Source organism: Rathayibacter sp. VKM Ac-2927 (assembly GCF_022815525.1).
GTDB classification, from domain to species: Bacteria; Actinomycetota; Actinomycetes; order Actinomycetales; family Microbacteriaceae; genus Rathayibacter; species Rathayibacter festucae.
In genome coordinates, this window is sequence record NZ_JALGRT010000003.1 from 497,802 (window position 1) to 520,484 (window position 22,683).

Here is a 22,683-nt window from a genome sequence, read left to right on the forward strand (position 1 = left end):
GACGTCTCCCGAGTCTACGCACGGGGTCCGGTGGAACAGGTGCGCGCCTCCCCGGCTTGCAGGGAGGCGCGCAGATCTGCTCGGAATCAGACCAGGGAGCGCAGCACGTACTGCAGGATCCCGCCGTTGCGGTAGTAGTCCGCCTCACCGGGGGTGTCGATGCGGACGACCGCGTCGAACTCGATCGGCTGCTTGCCCTCGGGCGAGTCGGACGTCGGCGAGGCGACGACGTGGACCGTCTTCGGGGTCACGCCCTCGTTCAGCGCCTCGATGCCCGAGATGCTGATCGACTCGGTGCCGTCGAGCCCGAGCGAGGCCCAGGTCTCGCCCTGCGGGAACTGCAGCGGGACGACGCCCATGCCGATCAGGTTCGAGCGGTGGATCCGCTCGAAGCTCTCGACGATGACCGCCTTGACGCCCAGGAGGCTGGTGCCCTTGGCCGCCCAGTCGCGCGACGAGCCGGAGCCGTACTCCTTGCCGCCGAGGATCACCAGCGGGGTGCCCTGCGCCTGGTAGTTCTGCGACGCGTCGTAGATGAACGACTGCGGGCCGCCCTCCTGCGTGAAGTCGCGGGTGTAGCCGCCCTCCACGTTGTCCAGGAGCTGGTTGCGCAGGCGGATGTTCGCGAACGTGCCGCGGATCATCACCTCGTGGTTGCCGCGGCGCGAGCCGTAGGAGTTGTAGTCCTTGCGGTCCACGCTGTGCTCGGCGAGGTACTGACCGGCCGGGCTGTCGGCCTTGATCGAGCCGGCGGGGCTGATGTGGTCGGTGGTGACCGAGTCTCCCAGCTTGGCGAGCACGCGGGCGTCGGCGATGTCGGTGACCGGAGTCGTCTCCATCGTCATGCCGTCGAAGTACGGGGGCTTCCGCACGTAGGTGGAGTCCTCGTCCCACTCGAAGATCGAGCCCTCGGGGGTCTGCAGCGAGCGCCAGCGCTCGTCGCCGTCGAACACGCCGGCGTACTGCGTGTCGAACATCGACTTGTCGATCGAGGAGTCGATCGTCGCCTGGACCTCGGCCGCGTCGGGCCAGATGTCCTTAAGGAAGACGTCGTTGCCGTCGGTGTCGGTGCCCAGGGCGTCGACCTCGAAGTCGAAGTTCATCGAGCCGGCGAGCGCGTAGGCGATGACGAGCGGCGGGCTCGCCAGGTAGTTCATCTTCACGTCGGGGTTGATGCGGCCCTCGAAGTTGCGGTTGCCCGAGAGGACGGCCGTGACGGCGAGGTCGTTCTCCTGCACCGCGGTCGAGATCTCCTCGAGCAGCGGGCCGGAGTTGCCGATGCAGGTGGTGCAGCCGTAGCCGACCGTGAAGAAGCCGAGGGCCTCGAGCGACTCGGTGAGCCCGGCCTTCTCGTAGTAGTCGGTGACGACCTTCGAGCCCGGCGCCAGCGTGGTCTTGACCCACGGCTTGGCCTTGAGGCCCTTCTGCGCGGCGTTGCGGGCCAGCAGGCCGGCCGCGAGCATCACCGAGGGGTTCGACGTGTTGGTGCACGAGGTGATCGCGGCGATCGCGACGGCGCCGTGGTCGATGGTGAAGCTCTCGTGGCCCTCGCCCAGCTCGACGGTCGTCGGCTTCGACGCGGTGGTCGGCGCGTGCGAGCGGTGGGTGTGCGAGTGCGAGCTGTACTCGTCCTGCGGCTGGAGCTCGCCCGGGTCCGACGCGGGGAACGACTCGGCGAGGGTGAGGTCGACGATGTCGTGGGTGACGTCGGTGTAGTTGTTGAGGTCCGACTCGAACTGCGTCTTCGCCGAGGTGAGCTCGATGCGGTCCTGCGGGCGCTTCGGCCCGGCGATCGAGGGGACGACCGTGCTGAGGTCCAGCTCGAGGTACTCGCTGAAGACCGGCTCGACCGCGGGGTCGTGCCAGAGCTTCTGCAGCTTGGAGTACTGCTCGACCAGGGCGATCTGCTCGTCGCTGCGGCCGGTGAGGCGCAGGTAGTCGAGGGTCACGTCGTCGATGGGGAACATCGCGGCGGTCGAGCCGAACTCGGGGCTCATGTTGCCGATGGTGGCGCGGTTGGCGAGCGGCACCTGGGCGACGCCGGCGCCGTAGAACTCGACGAACTTGCCGACGACGCCGTGCTTGCGCAGCATCTCGGTGATCGTCAGGACGACGTCGGTGGCGGTCACGCCGGCCGGGATGGCACCGGAGAGCTTGAAGCCGACGACCTTGGGGATGAGCATCGAGACGGGCTGGCCGAGCATGGCCGCCTCGGCCTCGATGCCGCCGACGCCCCAGCCGAGCACGCCGAGGCCGTTCACCATGGTGGTGTGCGAGTCGGTGCCGACGCAGGTGTCGGGGTAGGCGCGGAGGACGCCGCCGACCTCGCGGGTCATCGTGACGCGCGCCAGGTACTCGATGTTGACCTGGTGGACGATGCCGGTTCCGGGCGGGACGACCTTGAAGTCGTCGAACGCGGTCTGGCCCCAGCGGAGGAACTGGTAGCGCTCGCCGTTCCGCTCGTACTCGAGCTCGACGTTGCGCTCGAGGGCGTCGGGGGTGCCGAAGAGGTCCGCGATGACCGAGTGGTCGATGACCATCTCGGCGGGCGCGAGCGGGTTGATCCTGTTCGCGTCTCCACCGAGGGCCGCGACGGCCTCGCGCATGGTGGCGAGGTCGACGATGCAGGGCACACCGGTGAAGTCCTGCATCACGACGCGCGCGGGCGTGAACTGGATCTCGGTGTCGGGCTCCGACTCCGGGACCCACTCGCCCAGGGCGCGGATGTGATCGGCCGTGATGTTGGCGCCGTCCTCCGTGCGGAGCAGGTTCTCGAGCAGCACCTTCAGGCTGAACGGGAGCTTCTCGTGACCGGGGACCCGGTCGATGCGGAACACCTCGTAGTCGGTCGAGCCGACCTTCAGGTTGTCTTTCGATCCAAAGCTGTCTACCGCGGACACGTCGCCCTCTCCTTCGCTGACGTGGGCTCCGCCGACGGGCGCACCCACATATCCGTCTCCATCTTGGCGACCGCGCACAGCGCCCCGCCACCAAGGAGGACCTAACTATTTATCTTGACGTCGAGACAACTCTACGCGCGTTCGGCGGGCGGAGCCGCCTCGTCCCGCTCCGCCGCGCCGCGGTACTCCGCTCGCACGGCCAGGACGGTGAGCACCAGCAGCGGTGCGTAGAGGGGCAGGCCGAGCACGAGCTTCCAGGTGCCCAGGGCCGTGGCGTCGCCGGCGAGGAAGAGCGGGTACTGCACCGCGAGCCGCACGAAGAACAGGGCCGCCCAGGCGAGCGTCAGCAGCGAGAAGAGCCGGCGCTTCCGGCGGTCGTCCCGCCAGGCCGTTCCGTCGCCCATCAGGTAGCCGGCCGCGACGCCGATCAGGGGCCAGCGCGCGAGCACCGACACCAGGAAGACGAGGCCGTAGACGAGGTTGGTGATCAGCCCGGGCACGAAGTTGTCGACCGCGCGGCCGGTGATCAGCGCGAGGGCGGCCGAGATCACGACGCCGAGCAGACCGCCGACCGCCTGGATGACCGGGGTGCGCCCGAGGATCCGCGCGACGGTGAACAGCACGGCCATCCCGACCGAGGCGACCAGCGAGAGCACGAGCTCGCCCGTGATCGTGAAGAGGAGGACGAAGGCGACGCCGGGCACGACGGCCTCGAGGATGCCGCGCACGCCGCCCATCGAGCCGAGCAGTGCGCGGCCGTCGAAGGGCTCGCCGTCGGCGACGACACCGAGTCCGGAGCGGCGGGCGGCCTTGGCGATCGCCTCGCCGACCTCCGGCTGACCTGCGCGCTCCAGCCGCTCGGGCTGATCGGCGCGCTCGGGCTGCGGGTCGCCCTCGGCGCCCATCACGCTCAGCTCGCGCTCTGCTGGGTCTGGCCGCTGTCCGGCATCTTGAGCGGGATGAGGTCGCGCGGGGGCATCGGGCCGGAGCCGCGCACCACGACGACACTGCGGAAGAGGTCCTCGACGGCGGCCGCGGCCTGCTCGTCGGTGGCCCCCGCGCCGGCGATCACGCCGCGGAGGAACCAGCGCGGTCCGTCGACGCCGACGAAGCGCGCGACGCGCACGCCGCCGCCGGCCAGCGGGAGCTGCGCGACGATCTCCGGGCCGAAGACGCCCTCGCGCTCCTCGGTGCTGCCGCCCTGGCGACCGATCTGCTCGGCGATCTGCCCGCGGATCTCGTGCCAGAGGCCCGAGGACCGCGGTGCCGCGAACGGCTGCACCTGGAGGGTGGACCCGGCGTAGTCGAGGCCGACGGCGATGACGCGCTTGGTCGCCTCCTCGACCTCGAGGCGGATGTGCATGCCCTCGCGGGGCAGCACCTTCACCCCGCCGAGGTCGATGTAGGGGCGGACCGGGTTGGCCTCGCGCTCGTCGAGCGGGCCGGCCTCCGCGCGGTCGGCGGGCGCGGACTTCTCGAAGTCCTGCGCGGCGGTCTCGACGGCCGCGTCCTCGGTGCCGGCGGGCTGGATGTCGCTCATGCGTTCTCCTCGTTGGTGCGGGCGTCTGCTGGTGCTGCGGTGGCGTAGCCGGTCGAGCCGAAGCCGCCGGTGCCGCGGACGGAGTCCGGCAGCTCCTCGACGGCGGTGAAGCGGGCCCGGACGACGGGCAGGATGACGAGCTGCGCGATCCGGTCGCCCGCGGCGATGCGGTAAGGCTCGCGGGCGTCGGTGTTCAGGAGCGCCACGCGGATCTCGCCGCGGTAGCCGGCGTCGATGGTGCCGGGCGCGTTCACGATCGTGAGGCCGTGCTTGAAGGCCAGCCCGCTGCGCGGCACGACGAAGCCGACGTGACCGTCGGGCAGGGCGATCGAGACCCCGGTGCCGACGCTCGCCCGCTCGCCGGGAGCGAGCACGAGCTCCTCCGTGGAGCGCAGATCGGCTCCGGCGTCACCGGGGTGGGCGTAGAACGGGACCTCGTCCGCGCGGATCGGGACGTCGACGGTTTCGTTCACGTGACGAGGGTAGACCAATCGTCTGATGCAATAGGGACATGCCGTCCTACCGAGAGAGGCTGTGGCCCGCGCCCTGGCTCTTCGTCTCCACCGCCCTCGTGATCCCCGCCAGCATCCTGGTCTTCGCGCCGATCGACCTGTCCGTCGGCTTCCTCGTCGCGCTGGTGCTCTACGGCGGCACCGTCGGCACGCTGCTGGCCACGTCGCCGACCATCGAGGTCGTCGACGGCGAGCTGCGGGCGGGCCGGGCGCACATCCCGCTCGAGCTGGTGGGCGACGCGGTCGCCTTCACCGGCGAGCGGGCGTTCGCTCAGCGCGGACCGCGATTGGACGCCAGGGCGTTCCTCGTCATCCGCGGCTGGGTGCGCGACGTCGTCCGGGTCCCGATCGAGGACCCCGCCGACCCGACGCCGTACTGGCTGCTGTCGAGCAGGCGCCCCAACGACGTCGTCGCCGCGATCCGGGAGGGATCACGGCGACGGGGCGCTGGTCTTTCGGAGCCGGGAGAGGCCTAGGCGGCGCACTCCAGGCAGATCGGGCCGAGCTTCTCCTCGTGGTCGATCTGCGAGCGGTGCTTCACCAGGAAGCAGCTGACGCACGTGAACTCGTCCGCCTGCGGCGGAAGGACCACGACGTCCAGATCGAGGTCGGACAGATCGGCACCGGGCAGTTCGAATCCGCCCGGGTTGTCGGCGTCATCGACGTCGACGACACCGGACATCTTGTCGGGGACTCGCTCCTTCAGGGCCTCGATCGACTCGGAGTCGTCATCGGTCTTGCGGGGGGCGTCGTAGTCCGTAGCCATTCCCATCCACTTCTTAAATTCAGTCGTTCAACAAATCGGCGGGGACAGTGTGCATCAAGAAGTATCGATGCGCAAACCGCTTCGAACGCGTCTTGACAGCCGCTGCCGCGCCCTCCTCCGCACCAACTTTCGACCCGCCCGCGGTATTCCCGGGGAACGGCCCGTCGGCGTGCGATCCTGAGCCGGTTCGCGGCAGGCACGGGCTCGTCCGCGGCCAGAAGGAGGTCCAGCACGATGATGGAACTGAAGGTGATCGGCGTCGAGAGCGGATCGCTCGTCCTCGTCTCGGACGGCGGTGAGCGGTTCTCCGTCCGCATCGACGAGACGCTGCAGAGCCAGCTGCGCCCGCGCGTGCACTCGCTGCCCCCGCGGGAGAAGCGCGTGTCGCCCCGCGAGATCCAGTCGCACATCCGCTCGGGCCTCTCCGCCGAGGAGGTCGCCGAGCTCACCGGCGCCGACCTCGACTACGTCGCCCGCTTCGAGGGCCCGGTCACGGCCGAGCGCGAGCACATCGTCGCCTCCGCCCTGGCGGTCCGCGTCTACACCAGCGCCGACCCCGACCCGCTCGAGGAGGGCACGCCCTTCGGCGACGTCATCCGCGAGCGCCTGGGCGCCCTCGGCGCCGACGGCGAGCAGTGGTCGAGCTGGAAGGAGGAGGAGGGCTGGGTCGTCAAGCTGCTCTTCCGCTCCGACGAGATCGACCACGACGCCCGCTGGCGCTTCGACCCCAAGAAGGCGCTCCTCTCCCCCCTCACCGCCGAGGCGACCACGCTCTCCCAGCAGGGCGAGATCCGGCCGACGCTCATCCCGCGCCTGCGCGCCGTCATCCCCGCCGCGGTCGACGAGCTGGCGACCCGCTTCGACACCGACGCGTTCGCGAAGCCCGCGGAGCCGTCGCGCCCCGAGCGCACGGGCTCCGAGCGTGCGGGCTCCGAGCGCCAGGGGCCCTCGCGCCTCCCGCACTCCCGTCCCGCCGCCTCCCGGCCCTCCGACACCGAGCCGCAGCCGGCCCTGTCGGACACGCCGCGTCCGGTCTCCACGCTCCCCCGCCCGGTGACCAGCACGACCGAGCAGCGCGAGCGCAACCTCAACGACACGGCTGATCTCCTCGACGCGCTCCGGCGCCGTCGCGGGGAGCGCGACCACGCCTCCTCGGCGCGGGTGCGCGAGGAGCCGCAGCCGGAGGCCCCCGCGGTCGTCGCCCCGAAGGCCCCCGAGCCCGAGCGCCCCGCAGCACCCGCCGCCGAGCACCCCGCCGCGAGCGGACGCACCTCGATGCGCCGAGGCCGGGCCGCCATCCCGAGCTGGGACGAGATCGTCTTCGGGGCCCGCAGCGACGACTGACCGGTCGACGCCTGACCGGTCGACGCCTGAGAGGGCGAGCGCGCTCCCGGGACTCAGATCCCGGAGAGCGCGCCGAAGCCGAGCAGCGGCACCTGGGTCTCCTCGGGGGTGAGCGAGCCGTGCTGGCCGATCATCGACCGGCCGGAGGCGTCCTCCGCCGAGTAGTAGGCGATCGCCTTCCGCGCGGCGACGAAGACGTCGCCCATCCGCTCCGCCGCCGGGGCGCCGATCTCGCCGAACCAGCCGCTCGCCGCGACCTCGTCGCGGGTCGCGATCCAGGCGCGGGAGCCCTCCGCGTCGCTCCAGCGCGCCGCGACCGCCGCGGGATCGATCCCGGCCTCGAGGTGCAGCTGCAGGCAGCGCGGCTCGCCGGCCAGGTGGCGGACGCCCTCGAGGAGCGCGGGATCGCGCACGAGGACGTGCGACGAGGCGGGGACGTCGAGCACGCCGTGGTCGGCGGTGACGAGCACGCCCTCGCGGCCGGAGAGTCCGCGGACGAAGCCCGCGACCTCGCCGTCGAGCTGCTCCAGGGCGGTCGTCCACTCCGGCGACTCCCAGCCGCGCGCGTGCGCGGTCATGTCGAGCTCGGGGACGTAGAGGTAGACCAGCTGCCGGCCGCCCCGGTCGAGCAGGTCGCGCGCCGCGGCGAAGCGCTCGGCGACTCCCCCGGCGACCCGGTACTCGGCGCCGCGCAGGATCGCCCGGGTGAGCCCCGAGTGCGCGTAGCGGGCGGCGCCGATGACGCTCGCCGCGACACCCGCCTCGACGGCGCGCTCGAAGACGGTGGGGTGCGGCTGCCACTGCTCGGGGACCATCCGCTCGTCCCAGCCGGAGAGCTGGTTCACCAGGCGGTCGTGCGCGCGGTCGAGCACGCGGTAGCCGACCATCCCGTGCTCCCCGGGGCGCCGGCCCGTGGTGAGGCTCGCGAGGGCCGCCGCGGTCGTCGTCGGGAAGCCGGAGACGAGGGTCGTGGCCTTGGTGAGCGCGGGCGCGAGCGTGCGGGCGTGCCCGGCGCGCTGGCGCAGGTTGGCCGCTCCGAGGCCGTCGACGAGGACGACGACGATCCGCTCGACGCGCGGCGAGCCGAAGGTCCCCGGGCGGCCGAGGAGGGCGTCGAGAGCGCCGGGGAGGACGTCGGCGAGGCTCCGCCGCCCGGCGGGGACGGCCGGTAGCATGGGGGTCATCGCGCCCAGTTTCGCACGCTGCGCCCCTCCGCGGAGCGTGCCCCGCCGTGCCCGCGCCCGCTACCGAAGTGAGACATGAACGCTGCACCCCCTCCCTCCGGATCCTCCCTGACCGAGCGCATCGAGGACGTCGACGTCTCGGCCGAGATGGAGGGGTCGTTCCTCGAGTACGCCTACTCGGTGATCTACTCGCGCGCCCTGCCCGACGCCCGCGACGGCCTGAAGCCCGTGCAGCGCCGCATCCTCTACATGATGAGCGAGATGGGCCTGCGCCCCGATCGCGGCCACGTGAAGTCGGCCCGCGTGGTCGGCGAGGTGATGGGCAAGCTTCACCCGCACGGCGACGCCTCGATCTACGACTCGCTCGTGCGCCTCGCGCAGCCGTTCACGCTCCGGGTCCCGCTCGTCGACGGCCACGGCAACTTCGGCTCGCTCGACGACGGCCCCGCCGCCGCCCGCTACACCGAGGCCCGCCTCGCCGCCGCGGCGACGGCGATGACCGAGCACCTCGACGAGGACGTCGTCGACTTCGTCCCCAACTACGACAACTCGCACGACCAGCCCGAGGTGCTCCCCGCGGCGTTCCCGAACCTCCTCGTCAACGGTGCGAGCGGCATCGCGGTCGGCATGGCCACCAACATGGCCCCGCACAACCTGATCGAGGTCATCGGAGCGGCGCGGCACCTGATCGCGAACCCCGACGCCTCGCTGGACGATCTGATGTCGTTCGTCCCCGGCCCGGACTTCCCCAGCGGCGGCACGATCGTCGGGCTCGCCGGCGTCCGCGACGCCTACGCGACCGGCCGCGGCAGCTTCAAGACCCGCGCCCGCGTCTCGGTCGAGAGCATCACCGCCCGGAAGTCCGGCCTCGTCGTCACCGAGCTGCCCTACCTCGTCGGCGCCGAGAAGGTCATCGACAAGATCAAGGACGGCGTCCAGAACAAGAAGCTGAGCGGGATCGCCGACGTCACCGATCTCACCGACCGCGACAACGGCCTGCGCCTCGTGATCGGGATCAAGACCGGCTTCAGCCCGGAGGCGGTGCTGGAGCAGCTGTACCGCTACACCCCGCTCGAGGACGCCTTCTCGATCAACAACGTCGCCCTCGTCGACGGCCAGCCCCGCACGCTCGGCCTCAAGGAGCTGCTGCAGGTCTACGTCGGGCACCGCCTGACCGTGGTGACCCGCCGCTCCCGGTACCGGCTCCGGAAGCGCCAGGAGCGGCTGCACCTGGTCGAGGGACTGCTGATCGCGATCCTCGACATCGACGAGGTCATCCAGCTGATCCGCGCGAGCGACGACACCGCCGCCGCCCGGGCCCGGCTGATCGAGGTCTTCGACCTCAGCACGATCCAGGCCGAGTACATCCTCGAGCTGCAGCTGCGCCGCCTGACGAGGTTCTCCCGGATCGAGCTCGAGACCGAGCGCGACACCCTGCTCGTCGAGATCGCCGAGCTCGAGGCGCTGCTGGCCAGCCGCAGCCGCCTCGAGGCACTCGTGTCGGACGAGCTCGACGACGTCGCCCAGCGCCTCGGCACGCCGCGCCGGACGCTGCTCACCGAGGCGCGCCCCTCCGTCGCCACGACCGGACGCAAGACCGCCGCCGTCCTCGAGATCGCCGACCTGCCCTGCCGCGTGCTACTGAGCACCACCGGGCGGATGGTGCGCATCGACCGCGATCCGGAGGCGGCGCCGCACCCCGAGCGCGCGACCCGCCGCAGCAAGCACGACGCGGTGCTCAGCACGATCGACACCACCACGCGCGCCGAGATCGGCGCGGTGACCACCGCGGGCCGCCTGCTGCGCTTCTCCCCCGTCGACGTCCCGTCCGTCCCGTCCTCCTCGGTGCAGCTCGGCGCGGGCGTCCGGATGAGCGACTACCTCAGCCACCTTGCTAAGGACGAGCGCGTCCTCGCCCTGGTCGCCCTCGACGACCCGCGCCCGATCGCGCTGGGCACCCTGCAGGGCACGGTCAAGCGCGTCGCCCCGGGCGACCTGCCCAACCGCCCGGACATCGAGCTGATCGCCCTGCGGCCGAAGGACGCGGTCGTCGGCGCCGCGCCGTCGGCCGACGAGGACGAGCTCGTCTTCGTCACCGGCGAGGCCCAGCTGCTGCGCTTCTCCGCCTCGGCGGTGCGTCCGCAGGGCCGGACCGCGGCGGGCATGGCCGGCGTCAAGATCAGCGAGACCGACGAGGTCGTCTCCTTCGCGGTCGTCCCCGAGTCCGAGCGCGACGAGACGGTCGTCGCGACCGTCGCCGTGGACAGCTGGGCCCTCACCGGCACCGACACCGGCAGCGCCAAGGTGTCGGCGTTCTCGGAGTTCCCGCCCAAGGGCCGCGCGACCGGCGGCGTCCGCGCCCAGCGCTTCCTCAAGGGCGAGACCGCCCTCGGCGTCGCCTGGGTCGGCCCCGGCCCGGCGCACGCGCTCGAGGCCGACGGCAGCGTCGCGGCGCTCCCGGACTCCGGGATGAAGCGCGACGGCTCCGGCGTCGCCCTCGCGGCCCCGGTCGCCAGCATCGGCGCGGCTCCCGAGCAGTTCTGACCCCGCGCGGACGACGCGCAGGCTCTCCTCGACGCCGAGACCGCGGCCATGCGAAGACCGGCGATCGCATGCTGATCGAGTAGCCCTCGGAGAGGGCGTATCGAGATCCACCGCTCTGCAGGGCGTGGGTCTCGATACGCCCCTCCGGGGCTACTCGACCAGCATGGGGAGGGCCGCTGCGCGACTGCTCGACTGCTCTCCTGCATGCTGATCGAGTAGCCCTCGGAGAGGGCGTATCGAGATCCACCGTCCTGCAGGCACGGGTCTCGAGACGCCGCAGCGCGGCTACCCGACCAGCGGGGGGCGGAGAACGGGCGGGGCCGTCAGACGTCGATGCGGTCGCGCGAGAGCGTCTCGGAGCCGCGGACGATGAAGTCCTTGCGCGGCGCCACCTCGTTGCCCATCAGCAGCTCGAAGACCCGGCCCGCGTTCTCGGCGTCCGAGACCTTCACCCGGCGCAGCGTCCGCCGCGAGCGGTCCATGGTCGTCAGCGCGAGCTGGTCGGCGTCCATCTCGCCGAGGCCCTTGTAGCGCTGGATGGGGTCCTGGTAGCGCCGGTTCGCCTTCGACAGCCCGGCGAGGACGCCCTGCAGCTCCTTCTCGGAGTAGGTGTAGATCGTCTCGTTCGGCTTCTTGCCGGAGTTCATCACCACGACGCGGTGCAGCGGCGGCACCGCGGCGAAGACCCGGCCGGCCTCGACCAGCGGCCGCATGTAGCGGAAGAACAGCGTGAGCAGGAGCGTGCGGATGTGCGCGCCGTCGACGTCGGCGTCGCTCATCAGGATGATCTTCCCGTAGCGCGCGGCCGGCAGCTCGAAGGAGCGACCGGACCCGGCCCCGATCACCTGGATCATCGAGGCGCACTCGGTGTTCGAGAGCATGTCGGCGATGCTCGCCTTCTGCACGTTGAGGATCTTGCCGCGGATCGGCAGCAGCGCCTGGTACTCGCTGTTGCGGGCGAGCTTCGCGGTGCCCAGCGCCGAGTCGCCCTCGACGATGAACAGCTCGCTGTTCTCCACGTCGTTGCTGCGGCAGTCGACGAGCTTGGCCGGCAGCGAGGAGGACTCGAGCGCGTTCTTGCGGCGCTGCGTCTCCTTGTGCGCGCGGGCCGAGATCCGCGACTTCATCTCGGCGACGAGCTTCTCGAGCAGTTGCGACATCTGCGCCTTGTCCTCGCGCTTCGTCGAGGCGAAGACGGCGCCGAGGGTCGAGGTGATCGTCTGCGCGACGATCGCGCGCACCGCCGGCGTGCCGAGGACCTCCTTCGTCTGGCCCTCGAACTGCGGCTCGGGGAGGCGCACGGTCAGCACCGCGGTGAGCCCCGCGAGGGCGTCGTCCTTCTCCAGCTTGTCCGAGCCGGCCTTGAGCTTGCGGGCGTTCGCCTCGACCTGCGCGCGGAGCAGCTTCAGCAGCCCCTGCTCGAAGCCGGTCTGGTGGGTGCCGCCCTTGGGCGTCGAGATGATGTTGACGAAGCTGCGCAGCACGGTCTCGTAGCCGGTGCCCCAGCGCAGCGCGATGTCGACCTCGCAGGTGCGCTCGACCTCGGTCGGCACCATCGCGCCGCCGGGGGTGAGCACCGGGACGGTCTCGGTGAAGGTGCCGCTGCCGGTGAGCCGCAGCACGTCGGTGACGGCCGCGTCCGGAGCGAGGAACTCGACGAACTCCGAGATGCCGCCGTCGTAGCGGAACATCTCAGCGCGGCGCTCCTCCTCGCGGTCGTCGACGATGTCGATCGTGAGCCCCGGCACCAGGAAGGCGGTCTGCCGGGCCCGGGTGACGAGATCATCGGTCTGGAAGGCGGCGCCCTTCGTGAAGATCTGCCGGTCCGCCCAGTAGCGGACCCGCGTCCCGGTGACGCCCCTCTTCACCTTGCCGACGATCTCCAGCTCGGAGCCGTTCTCGAACGGCGAGAACGGAGCGTCCGGGGTCGGCTCGCCCGAGTCCGCGAAGCGGCCCGGCTCGCCGCGGTGGAAGGACATCCGGTAGGTGCGGCCGTCGCGGTCGACCTCGGCGTCCAGCCGCTCCGACAGGGCGTTCACGACCGAGGCGCCCACGCCGTGCAGGCCGCCCGAGGCGGCGTACGAGCCGGAGCCGAACTTGCCGCCCGCGTGCAGCTTGGTGAAGACGACCTCGACGCCGGTGAGCCCGGTCTTGGGCTCGATGTCGACCGGGATGCCGCGGGCGCGGTCGCGGACCTCGACGCTGCCGTCCTCGTGCAGCACCACGCTGATCTCGGTGCCGTGGCCGGCGAGGGCCTCGTCGACGGAGTTGTCGATGACCTCCCAGAGGCAGTGCATCAGCCCGCGGGAGTCCGTCGAGCCGATGTACATGCCGGGACGCTTGCGCACCGCCTCGAGGCCCTCGAGGACGGAGAGGTGCCGTGCGGAGTAGTCGGTGGAGGCCATCCGATCAGTCTAGGTTCGAGGGACGACACCCCGGCCGCGGCGCGGCGGAGCGCGATCACGGTGCTCGCGGGCTGGGAAGTGCGGCGGGGGACCTACGCGCAGAGCGAAATGCCACGGGATCGACTCTGCCGGGAAACATCCGCGTGCTTTGATGGTTGGACCAAGGGAAGGACGGAGCCGAGAGGCCGAGTCCACCGAAGTCGAAGACCCGAGCGCAGGAGGCCACGTCATGTCGACCACAGCAACCCAGAACGGCGTGGACGAGCTCGCTGGATCGCAGCAGCTCTCCGCGGCAGACCGCTGCGACAGCTGCGGAGCCCAGGCCTACATCCGTGTCGTGGTGAACAACGGAGAGCTGCTGTTCTGCGCGCACCACGGCAAGAAGTACCAGGAGAAGCTCTCCAGCATCGCCCAGAGCTGGCACGACGAGTCGGCGCGCCTCTTCGAGGAGCAGCGCCCCTAGTCAGTCCGCCCACCTCGCCGGTGGGGAGCGGGACTCCCTACCGGCCGACTCCGAGCCGCTTCGCGATCACTTCGCGGGCGGCTCGAGCTGTCTCATCCGCCGCGCGGATCCGCTCGTCCTGCGTCGAGTAGGCCAGACCGTGCCGCCCGGCCACCCGGGTCAGGATCGCGTCCGCGAGGGCGGGGTTCTTCGCGAGCACGGGGCCGTGGAGGTGCGTGCCGAGAAGCCGACCTGCGGCGTAGCCCTCCGCTCCCCCGCCGTCACCGGTGCCGTGCAGCACCCGGCCGAGGACGTGCGCGGGATCGATGCCCTCGAAACGGCGGGCGTGGTTCTCGAAGCCGACGAGGACGCCCGCCGCGGACTCGACGACGAGGTCGTCGGTCGTGCGCTCGGAGGTCACGGCACGACCGGGGAGGACCCCGATGCCCGCGACGACGGCCTCGGGCGTCGCGAACGACTCGGCGAGGAGCTCCCAGCCCGCGCCGACGGCGACGACCTCGGTCTCGTCGCGCACCCAGCCGTGGACCGTGTCGCCGACGGCGCGGAGAAGGTCGAGCACGGCGGGCAGGTCCTCGTCCGCTCCCGTGCCGGCCACGAGCACATCGGGGCGCTCGGCGAAGTCGGCCTTCTCGCGCAGCGGCAGGAGGCGGGCGTCGAGACCGGCCCAGCCGGCGCGTGCCGCGAGGACGCGGGCGTTCGCCGCATCGCCGTTGCTGTCCAGGACGTCGGGGGCGAGCACGCCGATCAGCAGGGTGGTCACGCGGTCTCCTCGCGGTTGGAGGCGAGCTGGAGGTGGGCGCGGGTGCGCCGCATCGAGTCGGCGGAGAAGACGATCGTCTTCCGCCCGTGGCTCGGCGCGGGCAGCGCGAGGAAGGCGTCGAGCGCACGGCCGAGGTCGTCGTCGACCGAGTCGATCGCGACCCCGTCGTAGCGCAGCTGCAGCGCGGCCTCGTGCGCCTTCGAGCCGGAGACGACCCGGACCCGCCCCAGGCGGGCGGTGTCGACCGGCCAGAAGTAGGAGGGGTCGCGGACGTCCGAGCCGAGGGCGAGCATGATCTGCTCGGTGCCCTCGGGGATCTCCGCGATGTTCAGGCGGTAGCTCGCCGGGTTCTGCACCAGGACGAACTCGACCTCCTGGCCGCGCACCGTCACGATCTCGCCGCGCCCGAACACGGGGTCGATCGACGAGAGCGCGGAGGCGGTCGTCGCCGGGAGGAAGCGGGTGCCGAGGATCGCGCGGGCCGCGGAGACCGCCGAGGCGGCGTCGACCGCGTAGTGCACGCCGCGAGCGGGCAGGCGGACGTCGAGGACGTCGCCGTCGCTCCGGATCGTCGCGGCGGCACCGGCCGTGGTCTCGACGACGGTCGTCGCACGACCCTCCTGGCCCTCGGCGTCGGCCGCGTAGCCGAGCCCCCCGACAGCCGCATCGCGGACGGCGGACGAGGTGCCGTACCAGCGCAGGCGATCGCTGGGCAGGCTCGTCGCGATGTCGGCGACGTGGCGGTCGTCCGCGTTGAGGACGACGGGTCCCGTGGCCCGGGTCGCGATGGTCGCGAGCATCCGGGCGACCATGGCCGGGTCGAAGAAGCGGTCGATCTGGTCGACGACCACGTTGGTGAGCAGCACGACGCGCGGGCTCATGCGCGGCGCGAGCCGGGCGCCGTGGCCCTCGTCCATCTCCAGGACGGCGATGTCCGCGTCGATCCGCCCGCGGAGGTCGGTGCGCTCGAGCAACGCCGAGGTCAGTCCCTGCGCGATGTTCGCGGTGGAGGGGTTGGTGAAGACCCGCAGCCCGTGGGCACGGAGCACCGCCACGAGCATCTTGGTCGTCGTCGACTTCCCGGCCGAGCCGGTGACGACGACGAGGCCGTCGGTGAAGCCGTCGAGCACGGCCGGGAGGAAGCCCGGCGCGAGGCGGTTCACGACGAGTCCGGGCACGGCGGAGCCTCCGCCGGGCTTGCGGACGCGCGCTGCGAACCGGGCGGCCCTCCCGAGGAGGACCGCCGGCGCGTAGCGGATCACCGGCTTACTCGAGGTAGTCGCGGAGCGACTGCGAGCGGGACGGGTGGCGGAGCTTGGCCATCGTCTTGGACTCGATCTGGCGGATGCGCTCGCGCGTCACGCCGAAGGTGTCGCCGATCTGGTCGAGCGTCTTGGGCATGCCGTCGCCCAGGCCGAAGCGCATGCGGATCACGCCGGCCTCGCGCTCGGAGAGGGAGTCCAGCAGCGACTCGAGCTGCTTCTGCAGCATCGTGAAGCCCACCGCGTCGGCCGGCACGACCGCCTCGGTGTCCTCGATGAGGTCGCCGAACTCGCTGTCGCCGTCCTCACCCAGGGGGGTGTGCAGCGAGATCGGCTCGCGACCGTACTTCTGCACCTCGATGACCTTCTCGGGGGTCATGTCGAGCTCTCGGGACAGCTCCTCGGGCGTGGGCTCGCGGCCCAGGTCCTGCAGCATCTGGCGCTGGACGCGGGCGAGCTTGTTGATGACCTCGACCATGTGCACGGGGATGCGGATGGTGCGGGCCTGGTCGGCCATCGCGCGGGTGATCGCCTGGCGGATCCACCACGTCGCGTAGGTCGAGAACTTGAAGCCCTTGGTGTAGTCGAACTTCTCCACCGCGCGGATCAGACCGAGGTTGCCCTCCTGGATCAGGTCCAGGAACTGCATGCCGCGGCCGGTGTAGCGCTTGGCGAGGCTGACCACGAGGCGGAGGTTCGCGCCGAGCAGGTGGCTCTTGGCCCGCTGCCCGTCCTTCGCGACCCAGCGCAGCTCGCGGACGAGCTCCGGGCTGAGGTCGCTCGAGTTGGCGAGCTTGTCCTCGGCGAAGAGGCCCGCCTCGATGCGCATCGCGAGCTCGACCTCCTCGGCCGCGTTCAGGAGCGCGACCTTGCCGATCTGCTTCAGGTAGTCCTTGACCGGGTCGGCCGTGGCGCCGGTGATCGCCGTCGAGTAGACGGGGACCTCGTCGTCGTCGCCGCCGAAGGAGAGGACGAGCGCGCCGCTGGGCAGAGGCTCGGCCGGAGCGGCGGCCGCGACGACCGGCGTCTCGGTGTCGTCCTTGGTCTCGGTCTCGGTCTCCTCGACCACGACCGCGGTCTCCTCCTCGGCGTCGGCGTCGCCGTCGACGTCCTCGGGCTCGGTGGGCTCCTCCTCCGTCGCGGCGGGGGCCGCGGCCTTGGTGGTGGCGCGGGCGCGCGTGGTCTTGGCCGCCGGCTTGCGCGCGGCGGGCTTCTTGGTCGTCGTCACGTCGTCGTCGACGGCGTCGAGCGTTGCGGTCTTGGTAGCTCTGGTGGCCATGGCGGCACCTCTCCATCCGTTGCGTCCCGGCTGCGGGCGAGGCCGGGAGGCGTCGTCCGTCGGTGGGCATTACGAGGACCCATGTCAAGTCGAGGGGATCGCACGCCCGACGTGGGCGCCGTGCTCCTCGACCCGAACGGGTCCTATTGACAATTATTGCACGCCTGAGTAGTGCGGCCGTGCGCTCAGGGCTTCGGCACTCCGGGAGGAGTCCGACGCGAGACCATGCGGGGCCTCGCGGAAGGACGGGGAAGGGCGGGTCCGACAGTCAGCGTCCTGCGCGGCCACGACGGAGACGGTCGTTCAATGCAACCCACAGAGGGGCCACCGTTATTCCCTCGTCCTCGGCGAGCCGGCGCCGCGTCCTGCGGCGAGCGGTGACCAGTCCGATCACTCCGAGGCCGACGACGACGTACTGGATGCACCAGGCGAGCCGGAAGTGGTCCATCGAGTAGAGCCGGGCGGAGTCCGCGCCCGGCCCTGCCAGCGAGTCGAGCAGCAGCCCCATCAGGAACATCATCGTGAAGCTCGCGAGGAAGCCGCCGACGTTCACCACGCCGTTCGCGGCGCCGAGGCTCCGGGACGGGTTGAAGGTGCGGGCGAAGTCGAAGCCGATCATCGATCCCGGCCCGCCCGCGCCGATCACGATCAGCAGGAGGACGATCAGCCAGTACGGCGGGACCCCCGGCCAGAGCAGGACGACCGTCCAGGCCACCGCCATCGCCGAGACGATGCCGAGCACGAGGTTGCTCCGCCGCATCGGGTGCCGGGCGGTGAGGACGCCGAGGATCGGGCCGACGACGATGCCGGCGACCACGACGATCGTCAGCGTCGGAGCCGCGACGCCCGGCTCCAGTCCGATCGCGTAGACGAGGAAGGGATACCCCCAGAGCAGCGTGAACACGGTGCCGGAGGACTGCGTCACGAAGTGCGACCAGAAGCCGAGCTGCGTGCCCGGGCGGCGCAGGCTGACACCCAGCTGGGCGATCGTGGCGCGGAGCGTCGGCGGCACCAGGACGATCGGCTCGGTCCGCGGCGGGACGTCGGTGATCAGCAGGAGCACGCCGAGGAAGGCGACGGCGCCGATCCCGGCGACGGAGAGGAAGGCGGGAGTCCAGCCCGCCGCGTGCAGGATCGCGGCGAACGGCAGGGCGGAGAGGATCTGGCCGACCTGGCCGATGTTGCCGATCCATTGCGAGAGCTGCGGGACGATCGGTCCGCTGAACCAGGTCACGGTCAGTCGGATCACCGAGGTGAAGATCGCGGCGTCGCCCGCACCCACCAGGATCCGTCCGACGATCGCGACGCCGAGGGACGGCGCGAAGGCCAGGACGATCTGGCCGACCATCATCAGCGCGGTCCCGCTGAGGATCAGCGTCTTCGGGCCGAAGCGGTCGATGAGGATGCCGACCGGGATCTGCATCCCGGCGTAGACGATCAGCTGGACGACGGCGAGCGAGGAGAGCATCGCGGCGGAGATGCCGAACCGCTCCGCCGCGTCGACGCCCGCCACTCCGAGCGTCGTGCGGTCGAGGACGGCGACCAGGTACGCGAAGGCACCGGCACCGAAGACGAACCAGGCTCGACGAGATCGCACTCGGCAGAGACTACCAAGCGCGGCTCGCCTGCTACTGGGCCGTGGGCTCCTCGCCGGGCCGCTTGATCGCCAGGAACTTCTCCAGCTCGGCCGCGAGCGCGTCGGCGGTCGGGACGAAGCCGTCCTCGTCGGTGAGCGGCGAGCGCAGGCTCGTCCCCTCCATGTAGGTGTCGTGCCGGGACTCGAGCGCCGCGACGAGCTTCTGCAGCTCCTCGTTCGAGCCGACCTGCTCGTCGACCTTCGAGAGGAACTCGCGGCCGCTCTCGCGGAGGCTGTCGGTCGGGAAGATCAGCCCGGTCGACGCCGAGATGCTCTCGAGCGCGGCGACGGCCGCCTGGGGGTAGGCGGTGTCGGAGAGGTAGTGCGGGATCAGCAGGGCGAAGCCGACGGCCGGGAGAGCCCGGTCGTAGAGGCGGAGCTCGAGCAGGTGCAGGACGTTCGCGGGCACCTGGGTGACCGGCTTCCAGACCGACATGGCCTCGATCAGGTCCTCGCGGTTGCCGCTGACCGTCACGCCGACCGGCCGGGTGTGCGGGACGGGCATCGGGATCGCGTGCACCCAGGTGGTGCTCGCGACCTCGAGCCGATCGATGAGCTCGAGCACCGCCCGGGTGAAGCGCTCCCACTGGTAGTCCGGCTCGAACCCGGTGAGCAGGAGGAAGGGCTGGTGCAGCTCGTCGTGCGCGAGCGAGAGGCGGAGGCTCGCCGGGGTGTAGTCGGTGAGGTGGTCCTGATCGAAGGTGATGATCGGCCGGCGTGCGCGGTAGTCGAGCAGCTGGTCGGGGTCGAACTCGACGACGGTCCGGTGCTCGAGCGTCCCGTGCAGGTGCTCGGCGAGCTGGCCGACCGCACCTCCGGCATCGGCGAACCCGGTGAGGCCGGCCACGAGGTGGAGGCCCCGCGGGACGTCGGCGAGGTCGCCCTCGATCGCGAAGAGGTCTGCAGGATCCGGCATGCGATCCAGCCTAGACGGCCCACCGGGGCGGCTCCCCGGCGGCGCTGAGCCCTGAGCGAACAGCCGCGACGGGGCGGCCGAGCGCCGTCCCGGCCGCGCCTAGCATTGCGCTCATGCCCCTCTCCTCTCTCGAGTACACGACCGTCCCCGCCTCCGATCTCGACACCGGCGCTCTCGTCCTCGGCGTCGCGCCCGGACCGGACGGCCCCCGTCTCGTCGGCGTCGACGGCTTCGACGACCTCGTCGCCGCGCTCCCCGCGCTCGGGGTGACCGGCTCCGCGGAGTCGCTGACGCGGGTCCCCTCCTCCGTCCGCGCCGGCGTGGTCGTCCTCGTCGGCCTGGGCTCCGCGGAGCCGAGCGCCACCGTGCTGCGCACCGCCGCCGGACTCGCGGTCCGCAGCCTCGCCGGCACCGCCTCGGTCGCCCTCGCCCTGCCCACCGGAGACGAGGACGCGCTCACGGCCGTCGCCGAGGGAGCCGCGCTCGGCTCCTACAGCTACACCGCCTTCCGGCACAGCACCCTCGACGCCGCGAAGGCTCCCGTCGAGCGCGTGCTCCTCGTGACCTCCGACGAGTCCGCCGACGCGGCCGTCCTCGAGCGCGCGCTGGTCGTCGGTCGCGCCGTGTCCGCCGTGAAGGACCTGGTCAACGCCCCGCCGTCGCACCTCTACCCGCAGACCCTGGCCGAGGCCGTGCAGGAGGGCGTCGAAGGGCTCCCCCTCGAGGTCACGGTCTGGGACGAGTCGGCGCTCGAGCGCGACGGCTTCGGCGGCATCCTCGGTGTCGGCAGCGGCTCGTCCCGCCCGCCGCGCCTCGTCAAGATCGCCTACACGCCCGACGGCGCCTCCTCCCCCGGGGGGACGGCCGAGCGGACGGCGCCCAAGCACCTCGCGCTGGTCGGCAAGGGCATCACCTTCGACAGCGGCGGACTCTCCCTCAAGCCGCCGGCCTCGATGATCGGCATGAAGGACGACATGACCGGCGCGGCGACGGTCTACGCGGTCGTGCGCGCGGTCGCCGAGCTCCGCCTGCCGGTGCGGGTCACCGCCTGGCTCTGCATCGCCGAGAACATGCCCTCCGGCACGGCCATCCGCCCGAACGACGTGCTCACGATCCGCGGCGGGAAGACCGTCGAGGTCCTCAACACGGACGCCGAGGGCCGCCTCGTGCTCGCCGACGGCCTCGTCGCCGCGAGCGAGGAGCAGCCCGACGCGATCGTCGACGTCGCGACGCTGACCGGCGCCGCCGTCGTCGCGCTCGGCAACCGCTACACCGGCGTGTTCGGCGACGACGAGCTGGTCGCCTCCGTGCTGGAGTCGGCGCGCAGCACGGGCGAGCTCTTCTGGCACATGCCGCTCCCCGCGGAACTGCGCCCGCTGCTCAACTCCGAGATCGCCGACATCGCCAACATCAAGCCGGGCAACACCGCCGGCGGCATGCTGATCGCCGCGCACTTCCTCCAGGAGTTCGTCGGCACCCGTGGCGAGGGCCCGGACGCGGCGCGCATCCCCTGGGTGCACCTCGACATCGCCGGCCCGGCGAACAACGGCGGCGGCGGGTACGGCTTCACCGGCACCGGCCCCACCGGGGTCTCGGTCCGCGCCCTCCTCGCCCTGGCCGAGGGCCTGGCGAGCGCGTAGTAGGGTCGACGGGGCGGGATCTCCCGCCTCGTCCCCCCTCCGAACGGCCCGCGCACAGGCGCGGAGATCCGCGGAGGCGAGGGGAACCGCACGTCGCAAGGGAGTCACTGGGTGTCGGAAGAGCGCTACGACCTGGTCGTGCTCGGAGGTGGCAGCGGCGGGTACGCGGCGGCTCTGCGCGCGACCCAGCTCGGGATGAGCGTGGCGATCGTCGAGCGCGACAAGCTCGGCGGCACCTGCCTGCACCGCGGCTGCGTCCCGACCAAAGCCCTCCTGCACGCCGCCGAGCTCGCCGACGGCGCCCGGGACGCGCAGAAGTACGGCGTCCTCGCCGGCTTCCAGGGCATCGACGTCCCCGGCGTCACGCGCTACCGCGAGGGCGTCGTCGCCGGCAAGTACAAGGGCCTGCAGAGCCTCGTCTCCGCCCGCGGCATCACCGTCGTCTCCGGCGAGGGCCGGCTGACCGGGCCGAGGACCGTCACGGTCGGCGAGCACGTGCTGCACGGCGGCTCGATCGTCGTCGCGACCGGCTCCGCCTCGCGCACGCTCCCGGGCATCGAGATCGGCGGCCGAGTGATCACCAGCGACCAGGCCCTCGAGCTCGACCACGTCCCCGAGCGGGTCGTCGTGCTCGGCGGCGGTGTCATCGGCGTGGAGTTCGCCAGCGTCTGGCGCTCCTTCGGTGCCGAGGTGTCGATCGTCGAGGCGCTCCCCCACCTCGTGCCGAACGAGGACGAGAGCGTCAGCAAGCAGTTCGAGCGCGCCTTCCGCAAGCGCGGGATCTCCTTCACCCTCGGCTCGCGCGTCACCGGCGTCGTCCAGACCGACGACGGCGTCTCGGTCTCGCTCGAGAGCGGGGCGAGCGTCGAGGGCGACCTCCTCCTCGTCGCGGTCGGCCGCGGCCCGGTCACCGCGGGGCTCGGCCTCGAGGAGATCGGCGTCACGCTCGACCGCGGCTACGTGATCACCGACGAGCGCCTGCAGACCTCGGTTCCCGGCGTCTACGCCGTCGGCGACATCGTGCCCGGCCTGCAGCTCGCGCACCGCAGCTTCCAGCAGGGGATCTTCGTCGCCGAGGAGCTCGCCGGACTGAAGCCGCAGACGGTGGCCGACCTGAACATCCCGAAGGTCACCTACAGCGACCCCGAGGTGGCGTCCGTCGGCCTGACCGAGGCGCGCGCCGTCGCCGAGTACGGCGCCGAGCGCGTCGCGAGCTACGACTACGGTCTCGGCGGCAACGCGAAGAGCACGATCATCGGCACCGCCGGCTCCGTCAAGGTCGTGCGCGTCGTCGACGGGCCCGTCGTCGGCGTGCACATGATCGGCGCCCGCGTCGGCGAGCTGATCGGCGAGGCCCAGCTCATCGTGAACTGGGAGGCGCACCCCGAGGACGTCGCCCCCTTCGTGCACGCGCACCCGACCCAGAACGAGGCGCTCGGCGAGGCGCACCTCGCGCTGGCGGGGAAGCCGCTGCACGCCCTCTAGGACCATCGCGGGACGGCGACCGGCCGTTCCCGCCTCACTAAACTGAA

At 71.8% G+C, this 22,683-nt stretch carries 18 protein-coding genes; 6 read left to right on the top strand and 12 right to left on the bottom strand.

Going from position 1 to position 22,683, the window contains the following annotated elements:
• Positions 1-86: 86 nt before the first annotated feature.
• The 4 genes from acnA to dut form a co-directional block, all read right to left on the bottom strand.
• Positions 87-2,900 (bottom strand): aconitate hydratase AcnA, encoded by a 2,814-nt coding sequence (gene acnA / locus MT353_RS11475; RefSeq protein WP_123445860.1) that lies wholly within the window; start codon positions 2,898-2,900, stop codon positions 87-89.
• Positions 2,901-3,031: 131 nt separating this feature from the next.
• Positions 3,032-3,805, bottom strand: a complete 774-nt coding sequence (locus MT353_RS11480; protein WP_243624491.1) for a DUF3159 domain-containing protein — start codon at positions 3,803-3,805, stop codon at positions 3,032-3,034.
• 5 nt (positions 3,806-3,810) lie between these two features.
• Positions 3,811-4,440 carry a DUF3710 domain-containing protein gene (locus MT353_RS11485; RefSeq protein ID WP_123445858.1) on the bottom strand — a complete coding sequence of 210 codons (630 nt, stop codon included), beginning with the start codon at positions 4,438-4,440 and terminating at the stop codon, positions 3,811-3,813.
• Complete coding sequence (gene dut / locus MT353_RS11490) at positions 4,437-4,913, bottom strand: dUTP diphosphatase (protein ID WP_123445857.1); 477 nt, start codon at positions 4,911-4,913, stop codon at positions 4,437-4,439. The genes MT353_RS11485 and dut overlap by 4 nt, the downstream gene beginning before the upstream one ends.
• A gap of 38 nt (positions 4,914-4,951) precedes the next feature.
• Between dut and MT353_RS11495 the strand changes: the two genes are divergently transcribed.
• A complete protein-coding gene (locus tag MT353_RS11495) occupies positions 4,952-5,428 on the top strand; it encodes a DUF3093 domain-containing protein (protein WP_159422932.1) in 477 nt (158 codons plus the stop codon).
• Here the strand turns inward: MT353_RS11495 and MT353_RS11500 are convergent.
• Positions 5,425-5,718 carry a DUF4193 domain-containing protein gene (locus MT353_RS11500; RefSeq protein WP_055792269.1) on the bottom strand — a complete coding sequence of 98 codons (294 nt, stop codon included), beginning with the start codon at positions 5,716-5,718 and terminating at the stop codon, positions 5,425-5,427. The genes MT353_RS11495 and MT353_RS11500 overlap by 4 nt on opposite strands.
• Before the next feature lie 234 nt (positions 5,719-5,952).
• Between MT353_RS11500 and sepH the strand changes: the two genes are divergently transcribed.
• Positions 5,953-7,062, top strand: a complete 1,110-nt coding sequence (sepH, locus tag MT353_RS11505) for a septation protein SepH (RefSeq protein ID WP_243599192.1) — start codon at positions 5,953-5,955, stop codon at positions 7,060-7,062.
• 53 nt (positions 7,063-7,115) lie between these two features.
• On the opposite strand, the gene MT353_RS11510 is transcribed toward sepH, so the two are convergent.
• Entirely contained in the window at positions 7,116-8,246 is a 1,131-nt protein-coding gene (locus tag MT353_RS11510; protein WP_243624492.1) for an alkaline phosphatase family protein, read from the bottom strand.
• Between the two features lie 75 nt (positions 8,247-8,321).
• Between MT353_RS11510 and MT353_RS11515 the strand changes: the two genes are divergently transcribed.
• The gene (locus tag MT353_RS11515; protein ID WP_243624494.1) at positions 8,322-10,790 is read left to right on the top strand and encodes a DNA topoisomerase (ATP-hydrolyzing) subunit A; all 2,469 of its coding nucleotides are present in this window, start codon (positions 8,322-8,324) and stop codon (positions 10,788-10,790) included.
• Between the two features lie 323 nt (positions 10,791-11,113).
• Here the strand turns inward: MT353_RS11515 and MT353_RS11520 are convergent, their stop codons facing one another.
• The gene (locus MT353_RS11520; protein ID WP_243624496.1) at positions 11,114-13,195 is read right to left on the bottom strand and encodes a type IIA DNA topoisomerase subunit B; all 2,082 of its coding nucleotides are present in this window, start codon (positions 13,193-13,195) and stop codon (positions 11,114-11,116) included.
• A gap of 229 nt (positions 13,196-13,424) precedes the next feature.
• Here MT353_RS11520 and MT353_RS11525 point away from each other — a divergent pair, with 229 nt between their 5' ends.
• Positions 13,425-13,658, top strand: a complete 234-nt coding sequence (locus MT353_RS11525; protein WP_243624498.1) for a hypothetical protein — start codon at positions 13,425-13,427, stop codon at positions 13,656-13,658.
• A 37-nt stretch (positions 13,659-13,695) separates the two neighbouring features.
• Here MT353_RS11525 and MT353_RS11530 read toward each other — a convergent pair whose 3' ends face one another.
• The 5 genes from MT353_RS11530 to MT353_RS11550 form a co-directional block, all read right to left on the bottom strand.
• A complete protein-coding gene (locus tag MT353_RS11530) occupies positions 13,696-14,418 on the bottom strand; it encodes a cobyric acid synthase (protein ID WP_243624500.1) in 723 nt (240 codons plus the stop codon).
• The gene (locus MT353_RS21985) at positions 14,415-15,596 is read right to left on the bottom strand and encodes a Mur ligase family protein (protein ID WP_243624501.1); all 1,182 of its coding nucleotides are present in this window, start codon (positions 15,594-15,596) and stop codon (positions 14,415-14,417) included. Before MT353_RS21985 ends, MT353_RS11530 begins: the two co-directional genes overlap by 4 nt.
• An 88-nt stretch (positions 15,597-15,684) precedes the next feature.
• Positions 15,685-16,959, bottom strand: coding sequence for an RNA polymerase sigma factor (locus tag MT353_RS11540; RefSeq protein ID WP_243624502.1), 1,275 nt, complete (start codon positions 16,957-16,959; stop codon positions 15,685-15,687).
• Positions 16,960-17,227: 268 nt separating this feature from the next.
• On the bottom strand, positions 17,228-18,556 hold the full coding sequence (locus MT353_RS11545; RefSeq protein ID WP_123736936.1) for a nitrate/nitrite transporter: 1,329 nt from the start codon (positions 18,554-18,556) through the stop codon (positions 17,228-17,230).
• 31 nt (positions 18,557-18,587) lie between these two features.
• Entirely contained in the window at positions 18,588-19,511 is a 924-nt protein-coding gene (locus tag MT353_RS11550) for a proteasome assembly chaperone family protein (RefSeq protein ID WP_123736935.1), read from the bottom strand.
• 113 nt (positions 19,512-19,624) lie between these two features.
• On the opposite strand from MT353_RS11550, the gene MT353_RS11555 reads away from it, so the two are divergent.
• Together MT353_RS11555 and lpdA are read left to right on the top strand one after the other, a co-directional pair.
• Positions 19,625-21,151: a leucyl aminopeptidase gene (locus MT353_RS11555; protein ID WP_243624503.1), complete on the top strand. Its 1,527-nt coding sequence runs from the start codon at positions 19,625-19,627 to the stop codon at positions 21,149-21,151.
• Between the two features lie 111 nt (positions 21,152-21,262).
• Positions 21,263-22,636 carry a dihydrolipoyl dehydrogenase gene (gene lpdA / locus MT353_RS11560; RefSeq protein ID WP_243599184.1) on the top strand — a complete coding sequence of 458 codons (1,374 nt, stop codon included), beginning with the start codon at positions 21,263-21,265 and terminating at the stop codon, positions 22,634-22,636.
• Positions 22,637-22,683 lie beyond the last annotated feature (47 nt).